We start from the raw sequence: 9028 nt of genomic DNA on the forward strand, positions 1-9028 counted from the left end.
CTGACCATCGCCAACTACTCCGACATCCGGATCGGCGACATCATCGAGACCTACGAGATGCGCGAGAAGCCCCGCGACTGACCGAGGTCCCCGAGCGACGACGGCGCACCCCCACCCGGGGGTGCGCCGTCGGCGTCTCCGCCCGCCGCAACGACTAGGCTGAACCGTCCGCCACCGGGGCGGAACCGACCCGAGGAGGAACGATGCCCTCACCCCGAGTGCTCAAGCTCGCCGACCAGATCAAGGTCATCACCGCGCAGATGCTCGAGCGCAGGATCAAGGACCCGCGGCTCGGCTTCGTCACCGTCACCGACTGCCGGCTCACCGGTGACAGCCGCGACGCCACCGTCTTCTACACGGTCTACGGCTCCGAGGCCGAACGGGCCGGGACGGCCGCCGCGCTCGCCTCGGCCACCGGGCTGATCCGCTCCCAGATCGGCAAGCAGCTGGGGCTGCGCCACACCCCGTCGCTGGTCTTCGTCGAGGACGCCGTGCCGGAGGCGGCCCGCCACTTCGAGGACGTCCTGGCCGAGGCCCGCTCCGGCGACGCCGCGGTGGCGGCCCGGGCCGCCGGTGCCACCTACGCCGGCGAGCCCGACCCGTACAAGAAGCCGCGGGTCGCCGAGGACGAGGACGACGACGAGCTGGCCGCCGACGGCGAGCCGGCCGACGACGAGCTGGTCGACGACGAGCTGGTCGACGACGAGCTGGTCGACGACGAGGACGACGCCACCCGGTGAGCCCGCCCTCCTCCGGTGTGCTGGTCGTCGACAAGGCGCCCGGGCTGACCTCCCAGCAGGTGGTCGGCCGGGTGCGCCGGCTGGCCGGCACCCGCAAGGTCGGCCACGCCGGCACCCTCGACCCGATGGCCACCGGGGTGCTCGTGGTCGGCATCGGCCGAGCCACCCGGCTGCTCGGCCACCTGATGCGGGGCCGCAAGGGCTACTCCGCCACCATCCGGTTCGGCCAGACCACGGTCACCGATGACGCCGAGGGCGACCCGACCGGCGCGGCCGGTGCCGGCGACCTCACCCTGGAGCAGGTGCGCTCGGCGCTGCCCGACTTCACCGGCGAGATCTCCCAGGTGCCCACGGCGGTCTCGGCGGTCAAGGTGGACGGCCGCCGTGCCTACGCGCTGGTCCGGGCGGGGGAGGACGTCGAGCTGCGGGCCCGCGACGTCACCGTGCACTCCTTCGCGGCCGTCGCGGCCCGGACGGCGGTGGCCGCGGTCGACGGCGCGGAGGTCGCGGTGCTCGACGTCGACGTCGAGGTGGAGTGCAGCTCGGGCACCTACATCCGGGCGCTGGCCCGCGACCTCGGCGCGCGGTTCGGCACCGGCGGGCACCTCACCCGGCTGCGGCGCACCTTCGTCGGCCCGTTCGACCTGGCCCGCGCCACGGTCCTCGACCCGGCGCCCGAGCCGCTGCCGGTGCTCGGCCTGGACGAGGTCGCCCGGGAGTGCTTCCCCGCGGTCGACCTCGACGCCGCCGCGGCCACCGACGTCGGCTTCGGACGCCGGCTCGACCTCGAGCTGCCGGCCGAGCTGACCGCGCTGTTCGACCCCGACGGCCGGTTCCTCGCCCTCTACCGCCGGCGCGGCCGGGCCGCGGTGGCCGAGGCCGTCTTCGTCTGACCGTCGGGCGCGGTCGGGAGCCGCCACCCCGGCGGGACCGCCTCCCGTGGTCGGGAGGCACCGTCCCCGGTGGCTACAGTGAGACCCCGGACGCGTCGTGGACCGCAGCGGCGCCCGGGGACGGGAGACGGATGAGCAGGTCGGTCGTCGTGATCGGCAACTTCGACGGCGTGCACACCGGCCACCGGTGGCTGCTCGAGCAGGCCCGGCTCCGCGAACCCGGCGCCCGGCTGGTGGCCGTGACGTTCTGGCCGCACCCGGTCTCGGTGGTGCGGCCCGGCCGGGAGCCCAAGCTGCTGACCGACCCCTCGCAGCGGGAGCGGCTGCTCCGCGAGGCCGGCGCCGAGCAGGTCGTCGTGGTCTCCTTCAGCACCGAGGTCTCGCACTGGTCGCCCGCGGAGTTCGTCGACCGGGTGCTGCGTCCCCTCGACCCGGTGCGGGTGCTGGTGGGGGAGGGCTTCACCTTCGGCCACCGGGCCGCCGGCACCCCCGACACCCTCCGCGAGCTGCTCCGGGGTGTGGCCGAGGTGGACGCGGTAGCCCTGCACCGCGCCGACGAGGCGCCCGCCTCCTCCAGCCGGATCCGCGCCGCCCTGGCCGCCGGTGACCTCGCCACGGCCAACGCGCTGCTGGGACGTCCGTACTGCTTCAGCGGGACGGTGGTGGTCGGCGACCAGCGCGGCCGCCAGATGGGCTTCCCCACCGCCAACCTGCTGGTGCCCGAGTCGATGGCCGTGCCCGCCGACGGCATCTACGCCGGCTGGCTGACCGCCCGCAGCGGCCCCGACGCCGGACGCCACCCCGCCGCCATCTCGGTCGGCACCAACCCCACCTTCGACGGCGTCCAGCGCCGGGTGGAGGCCAACGTCATCGGCCGCACCGACCTGCAGCTGTACGGGGTCGAGGTCGACGTCGAGTTCACCGCCTGGGTGCGCGGGCAGGTCCGCTACACCGGGATGGACGACCTGGTGGTGCAGATCCGCGCCGACGTGGCGACCATCCGCGAGGTGCTCGGCATCTGAGCCCGGGACGGCCGGACGCCCGCACTCAGGGCATCCCGGCCAGCCGGGCCAGGGCCGCGGCCGCCGCCCCGGCCACCACCACCACGATGAACGGCGCCCGCAGCACCAGGGCGAGGGCCGCGGCCGCCAGCGCCACCAGGCGGGCGTCGGGGCGCAGCAGCTGGCCGTCGGCGACCGCGTTGAGGATGGTCAGCGAGGCCAGCAGCCCGACGGTCAGCGTCCCCGCCGCCTGCAGCAGCCAGGGCCGCTGCAACCGCTCGGCCGGCACCAGCCAGCCCAGCAGCTTGGTGGTGAACGCGATCACGCAGGCCAGCAGGATCCAGCCCCACAGCGTCATCGTCGACCTCCCCGGGCGTCCCGCGTGCGCAGCAGCAGGTGCAGCAGCACCGCGACGGCGGCCGCGGCCAGGATCGGGATCCCCGGCGGCAGCCACGGCACCGCGACCACGGTCACCACGGCGCAGACCACCGCCACCGCGACCGGGTCGCGCCCCTTCAGCCGGGGCCACAGCAGGCCGAGGAAGGCCGCCACCGCGGCCCCGTCCAGACCCCAGACCCGGGGGTCGCCGATCGCGCTGCCCAGCAGCGAGCCGACCAGGGTGAAGAGGTTCCACAGCACGAAGATCCCCAGACCGGCGGCCCAGAACCCGCGGCGCTGCTCCTCCCGGTCGCCCTGGGCGGTGGCGATCGCGGTCGACTCGTCGATGGTCACCTGGGCCGAGGCCAGCCGACGCGCCCAGCCGCGCGGGGCCAGCAGGGCGTTGAGCTGCACCGCGTAGAGCGCGTTGCGCACCCCCAGCAGGGACGCCGCCGCGGTGGCCGCCGCGCCGCCACCGCCGCCGGCGAGCACCCCGATGAAGGCGAACTGCGAGCCGCCGGTGAACATCAGGAGGCTGAGCGCCTGGGTCTGCAGCACCGACAGCCCGGCCGCGGTGGCCAGCGCCCCGAACGAGACGCCGTAGACGCCGGTGGCCGCCGCGAGCGTGAGACCCGCGCGGACGGCCGGGGAGGTGCGGAGTACGGGGGAGAGCGGCACCGCAGCAGGGTAGTGCGGACGACCGACGGTGGGCGCTGCCGCCTCAGAGCCCGTCGGTGTCGTGCCAGTGCTGCTGCCAGCGCCAGTCGATCGGGTCACCGGCGCGCTGGTAGCGGATGTCGGTGGACAGCCGCAGCCGGCGTCCGGGGTCCACGTTGTCCAGGGAGGCGTGGACGATGTAGGGCGAGTGCACGAGGACGTCCCCCGCGCGCAGCCCGGCCACCAGCCAGCGGGTGTCGTGCTGCTCGGCCAGCGACGGCAGGTCGGGGGTCATCGACGCCGCGGGACGGGCCCGCCCCTCGGCCTCCTCCCGGGCGTAGACGTGGTGCGACCCCTCCAGGTAGGTCAGCGGTCCCACCTCGAGCGGGGTGTCGCCCAGCGGCACCCACAGCGACAGCAGCCGGTCGGTGCCCTCGCGCAGGTAGACCAGGTCGTAGTGGGCCTGGGTGGCGGTGCCGATCCCGCGCTCGCCCGGGCGGAGGTGGCGGATGATCTTGCGCCGGTGCAGGAGCGTCTCGGCGTCGTACAGCCAGCCGAACCAGTCCCGGATCGCCGGCTGGCGGCAGAACTCGGCGTAGGCCGGCCCGGGCACCACCTCGGTGAACAGCGCGTGCCGCATCGCGGCCAGGTCGACCGTCCCGCCGCCGTCGACGCCCTCCACGGGAGCCCGGGCGGGGTCGAGCAGGCCGACCCCGGCCAGGGCGGTGAAGTAGTGCGCCCGGAAGGCCCGCACGTCGTCGGGGTCGAGGAAACCGGGCAGGAACAGGTAGCCGTGCTCGCGCAGCCGGGCCCACAGCGCGTCGCGGTCGCCGCGCTCGGCGTCCGGCACCGCGACGAGCTCGCCGAGGCGGTGCGGCCGCTCGTCCAGCACGTGGCCGTTGGAGGTCAGCACCCGTCCAGCCTGCCCCGACGCCCCCCGCGACGGAAGCCCTGCCCGGCCGACCAGGTCGTTGACACGTCTCAACGCCGGTGCGACGCTGTCGACCACGACCGGGTCCCGACCTGGTAGGGCCCCGCTCACGACGAAGTGAGAGGTACTGATGCACCCCCTCAGTCGACGACGCCTGCTCGGGCTCGGAGCAGCCGCCGGCGCCGCAGCCGCGGCCGGCGGCCTCAGCGCCTGCACCGGCAGGACGGCGCTGTCCACCGACCCCGACGAGCTCGTGCTGTGGCTGTGGAACCGCTCGGCCAGCCCGCAGCTGCTGGCCGAGGCGGCCGAGAACATCCCCGGCACGACCAAGCGTCTGCGCGCCGACTACATCGGCACCACCTTCGACACCAAGCTGCGCACCAGCCTGGCCGCGCAGTCCTACATCCCCGACCTGACCTACATCAACTCCAACAACGCGCTGTACTTCCCCAGCGAGGACCAGTTCCTCGACCTGGCCGAGCTGGGCGCCGACGCCCACGAGCAGGACTTCTACCCCTGGAAGTGGAGCCTGTGCCGCACCCCGACCGGCGTGCTGCGCTTCTACCCCCTCGACATCGGACCCACCGGGTTCTTCTACCGCCGCGACATCTTCGCCGACGCCGGGCTGCCGTCCGAACCCGAGGAGGTCTCCGCCGCCACCCGCACCTGGGACGAGTGGCTGGAGCTGGGCGCGAAGCTGCGCCGCGACGCCGACGTCGCCCTGGTGCAGACCACGACGGTGCTGTTCGACATCTTCCTCGACTCCTCGGCCGAGCGCTTCTTCGACGCCCAGGACCGACCGCTGTTCGACCGCCCGGGCAGCGCGGTCCGCCAGGCGTGGGACCTGGCGGTGCGGGCGCTCGAGATGGGTGTGGTCGCCAACGCCGCCAGCACCACCGACCAGAACGCCGGCTGGGTCAGCGGCCGGACGGCCGGCCACCTCGAGGGCGCCTGGTGGACGCAGGTGGTCAAGGAGACCGCGCCCGACACCGCCGGTGAGTGGCGGATCGCCACCCAGCCCGGCCCGCCCGGCAACAGCGGTGGCTCCTTCGTCGCCATCCCCCGCACCTGCAAGGACCCCGAGGCCGCGTTCGCCCTGATCGAGTGGATGCAGTCACCGGAGAACCAGGTGCGCACCTACAACGACGTCCAGCTGTTCCCCTCCACCCCGGCCTCCTTCGAGACCGGCCAGATGGACCCGCAGAGCGACTTCTTCGGCGGCCAGGACCCCCTGGAGTTCTTCTCCACCGCCGCCCAGACCGTCCCGACCACCTTCATCAGCACCCACGAGTCGAAGACCGGGGCCTTCGACACCGAGCTGGCCCTGGTCGCCAACGGAGCCAAGGAGCCCGAGGCCGGCTGGGAGGCCGCCGTCGCCGAGGTCAACCGGGTGCTCGAGAAGCGAGGAGTGATCTGATGGCGAGCACCAGCTCGGCCGCGACCCTGCCCGCCCGGGCCGGCACCGAGGACGTCCCCCGCCGGCGCGGCGTGCTCGCCCGGTACTGGCCGCAGTACGTGGCGATCGCCCCGTTCTACGTGCTCTTCCTCGTCTTCGGCCTCTTCCCGGTGGCCTACTCCTTCTACCTGTCCCTCACCGAGTGGGACGGCGCCAGCGAGATCACCTTCGTCGGCCTCGCCCAGTACCAGTACCTGCTCGGCGACGCCCGGTTCTGGAACGCGGTCGGCAACACGCTGATCATCTGGGTCGGCTCGACCGTCCCGATGCTGTTCTTCGCCCTGCTCATCGCCTTCCTGCTGCACCAGAACATCCGGTTCAAGGGGGCGTACCGGATCGCGTTCTTCCTGCCCAACGTCACCTCGATGGTGGCGATGGCCATCGTCTTCGGCTCGGTCTTCTCCGACAGCTTCGGCCTGGCCAACGGGCTGCTGCGCGGCCTCGGGCTGCCCGAGGTGGGTTGGCTCACCGAGGGCTGGAGCATCAAGCTGACCCTGATCCTCATGGTGATCTGGCGGTGGACCGGCTACAACGCGATCATCTACCTGGCCGGGCTGCAGGCCATCCCGACCGAGCTCTACGACGCCGCGAAGGTGGACGGGGCCAGCACCTGGCGCCAGTTCGTCTCGATCACCGTGCCGATGCTGCGCCCGGTGATCCTCTTCACCGTCATCACCTCCACCATCGGCGGGCTCAGCCTCTTCACCGAGCCGCAGGTGCTGCTGGCCAACGCCGGCGGCAACGAGAACTCCGGCGGCCCCGGTGAGGCCGGCATGACGATCGTGCTCTACCAGTACAACCAGGCCTTCACCCAGTTCGACTTCGGCTACGCCTCGGCCATCGCCTGGGCGCTGTTCGTGCTGGCCTCGGTCTTCGCCATCATCAACTGGCGCCTGGTCCGCGACCGCGAGGGCCTGGTCGACCGACGGCGCCGCCGGGGAGGGGAGGCCCGATGAGCACCACCGACCTCGGCACCGCCCGGCTGGGCGACCCGACCCAGCAGCGCGCCGACCGCGCGATCGTCCGCCGCAGCCGGGCCGGACGCGTGGTCATCCACGTCTGCCTGGTGCTGGCCGCGCTGCTCTCGATCTTCCCCTTCTACTGGCTGGTCGCGATGGCCACCCAGTCCACGGCCGAGATCTTCGGCTACCCGCCCAAGCTCACCTTCGGCGGGCAGCTGCTGGCCAACGTCCGCGACGTGGTGACGAGCATCGACCTGCTCGACGCCCTGCTCAACACGGTCTTCGTGGCCGGCGCCTCGGCCGTCCTGGTGATGCTGTTCGACTCCCTCGCCGCGTTCGCCTTCGCCAAGTACCGCTTCCCCGGCCGCGACAAGCTCTTCGTCGTGCTGCTGGTGACGTTCCTGCTGCCGGGCAGCCTCTCGCTGGTGCCGAGCTTCATCCTCGTCTCCCGGCTGGGCTGGGTGGGCGGCTTCGAGTCGCTCATCATCCCCGGCATGGCCAACGCGTTCGGCATCTTCCTGCTCCGCCAGATCGCCAGCTCCTCCATCGACGACTCCCTCATCGAGTCCGCCCGGATCGACGGCGCGGGGTTCTTCAAGACGTGGTGGTTCGTCGGGGTGCCGATGATGCGCGGCGGGCTGGCCTTCCTCGGCATCTTCACCTTCATCGCCCAGTGGAACGACTACGTCTGGCCGCTGATCGTGCTGGTGGACCCCGAGCGGCAGACCCTGCAGACCGCGCTGCAGTCGCTCAACACCATCTACAACACCGAGTACGGGATGGTGATGGCCGGGGCGCTGATCAGCGTCGTCCCGCTCATCGTCGTCTTCGCCCTCGGCGCGCGCCACCTCATCGCCAACATCGGGGCGGGGGCGCTCAAGGGCTGACCACGGCGGGCGCGGTGCCGTAGCGTCGGCCTCATGCGGGTCTTGATCGCGACCTACGGCACCGAGGGCGACATCCGCCCCTACGTCGCGCTGGCGCGGGGGCTGCAGCGGGCCGGCCACGAGGTCGCGGTGTGCACCGCCGACTCCTTCGCCGGCCTGGTCGAGGGCGCCGGTGTCCCGCTGCTGGGGTTCGGCGACGAGCTGTACCAGGCCACCCGGGAGGTGATGGCGAACGCGTCGGGGGTGCTGAGCACGCTCGCGCAGGCCCGGGTGTTCCCCCGGCTGATGCGCCAGAGCTTCGACCGGCAGTGGGCGGCGGCGCAGGAGTTCCGGCCTGACGTCGTCGTCTACCACCCCAAACCGCTCGCCCCGCCCTCCATCGCGGAGAAGCTCGACGTGCCGGCGGTGGCAGCGCTGCCGTTGCCGATGTACACCCCGACCACCGCCTTCGGCTCGGCGTTCCTCCCCGCCGCGCCGCGACCGCTCTGGCCGGCGGCCTACTGGCTCGGCCGGGTCTCCGCCGGCGCCTACGTGTCGGTCGTCAACGACTTCCGCCGCGGTCTCGGGCTGCGACCGCTGCCGCCGTGGCACGACGAGCTGGTCCAGCCCGACGGCAGCCCGCGGCACGTCCTCTACCCGTTCTCGCCCCAGCTGGTGCCGCGTCCGGCCGACTACCCCCCGACCGCGCACGTCACCGGCTACTGGTTCCTCGACGCGGCGACCGGCTACGTCCCCGACGAGCGGCTGGCCGCCTTCCTGGGCGAGGGGCGCCCGGACCTGTACCTGGGCTTCGGCTCGATGGCCTTCGGTCGGGTCCGCGAGCAGCGCACCGCGGTGGTCCGCGAGGCGCTGGCGCGGACCGGGCTGCGGGCCGTGGTGGGCACCGGCTGGGGCGGGCTGGACCCGGACGGCTGGCCCGCGCACGTGCTGGCGGTCGGCAGCGTCCCGCACGACTGGCTCTTCGAGCGGGTGCGTGCGGTGGTCCACCACGGCGGAGCCGGCACCACCGGCGCCGGGCTGCGCGCCGGACGTCCCGCCCTGGTCTGCCCGGTGCTGGCCGACCAGCCGTTCTGGGGCGAGCGGCTGCACCGGCGCGGGCTCGGGCCCGAGCCGCTCCCGGCCG

General features: G+C 73.3%; 10 protein-coding genes. 7 read left to right on the forward strand and 3 right to left on the reverse strand.

Annotated features, from left to right (window positions below; all coding sequences use genetic code 11):
* The first annotated feature begins 203 nt into the window (after positions 1-203).
* The 3 genes from rbfA to DVA66_RS13305 all read left to right on the forward strand — a co-directional run bounded on the left by rbfA (position 204) and on the right by DVA66_RS13305 (position 2655).
* The gene (rbfA, locus tag DVA66_RS13295) at positions 204-740 is read left to right on the forward strand and encodes a 30S ribosome-binding factor RbfA (protein WP_114560521.1); all 537 of its coding nucleotides are present in this window, start codon (positions 204-206) and stop codon (positions 738-740) included.
* A complete protein-coding gene (gene truB, locus DVA66_RS13300) occupies positions 737-1633 on the forward strand; it encodes a tRNA pseudouridine(55) synthase TruB (RefSeq protein WP_114560522.1) in 897 nt (298 codons plus the stop codon). Before rbfA ends, truB begins: the two co-directional genes overlap by 4 nt.
* A 131-nt stretch (positions 1634-1764) precedes the next feature.
* A complete protein-coding gene (locus DVA66_RS13305; protein WP_114560523.1) occupies positions 1765-2655 on the forward strand; it encodes a bifunctional riboflavin kinase/FAD synthetase in 891 nt (296 codons plus the stop codon).
* Positions 2656-2680: 25 nt separating this feature from the next.
* Here the strand turns inward: DVA66_RS13305 and DVA66_RS13310 are convergent, their stop codons facing one another.
* From DVA66_RS13310 to DVA66_RS13320, 3 genes are read right to left on the reverse strand one after another with little or no spacing between them, the layout of a single operon-like run.
* Positions 2681-2992: an AzlD domain-containing protein gene (locus tag DVA66_RS13310; RefSeq protein ID WP_114127943.1), complete on the reverse strand. Its 312-nt coding sequence runs from the start codon at positions 2990-2992 to the stop codon at positions 2681-2683.
* Positions 2989-3690 (reverse strand): AzlC family ABC transporter permease, encoded by a 702-nt coding sequence (locus DVA66_RS13315; protein WP_114560524.1) that lies wholly within the window; start codon positions 3688-3690, stop codon positions 2989-2991. The genes DVA66_RS13310 and DVA66_RS13315 overlap by 4 nt, the downstream gene beginning before the upstream one ends.
* A gap of 43 nt (positions 3691-3733) precedes the next feature.
* The gene (locus DVA66_RS13320) at positions 3734-4582 is read right to left on the reverse strand and encodes a phytanoyl-CoA dioxygenase family protein (RefSeq protein WP_114560525.1); all 849 of its coding nucleotides are present in this window, start codon (positions 4580-4582) and stop codon (positions 3734-3736) included.
* Positions 4583-4730: 148 nt separating this feature from the next.
* On the opposite strand from DVA66_RS13320, the gene DVA66_RS13325 reads away from it, so the two are divergent.
* The 4 genes from DVA66_RS13325 to DVA66_RS13340 form a co-directional block, all read left to right on the forward strand.
* The gene (locus tag DVA66_RS13325; protein WP_114560526.1) at positions 4731-6017 is read left to right on the forward strand and encodes an ABC transporter substrate-binding protein; all 1287 of its coding nucleotides are present in this window, start codon (positions 4731-4733) and stop codon (positions 6015-6017) included.
* The gene (locus DVA66_RS13330; RefSeq protein WP_114560527.1) at positions 6017-7012 is read left to right on the forward strand and encodes a carbohydrate ABC transporter permease; all 996 of its coding nucleotides are present in this window, start codon (positions 6017-6019) and stop codon (positions 7010-7012) included. The genes DVA66_RS13325 and DVA66_RS13330 overlap by 1 nt, the downstream gene beginning before the upstream one ends.
* Positions 7009-7905, forward strand: coding sequence for a carbohydrate ABC transporter permease (locus DVA66_RS13335; RefSeq protein WP_114560528.1), 897 nt, complete (start codon positions 7009-7011; stop codon positions 7903-7905). The genes DVA66_RS13330 and DVA66_RS13335 overlap by 4 nt, the downstream gene beginning before the upstream one ends.
* Positions 7906-7938: 33 nt before the next feature.
* Positions 7939-9028: glycosyltransferase (locus tag DVA66_RS13340; RefSeq protein ID WP_157973989.1), on the forward strand; the 1090-nt coding region annotated here is incomplete at its 3' end.

It is taken from the genome of Desertihabitans aurantiacus (assembly GCF_003344635.1).
Taxonomy (GTDB): Bacteria; Actinomycetota; Actinomycetes; order Propionibacteriales; family Propionibacteriaceae; genus Desertihabitans; species Desertihabitans aurantiacus.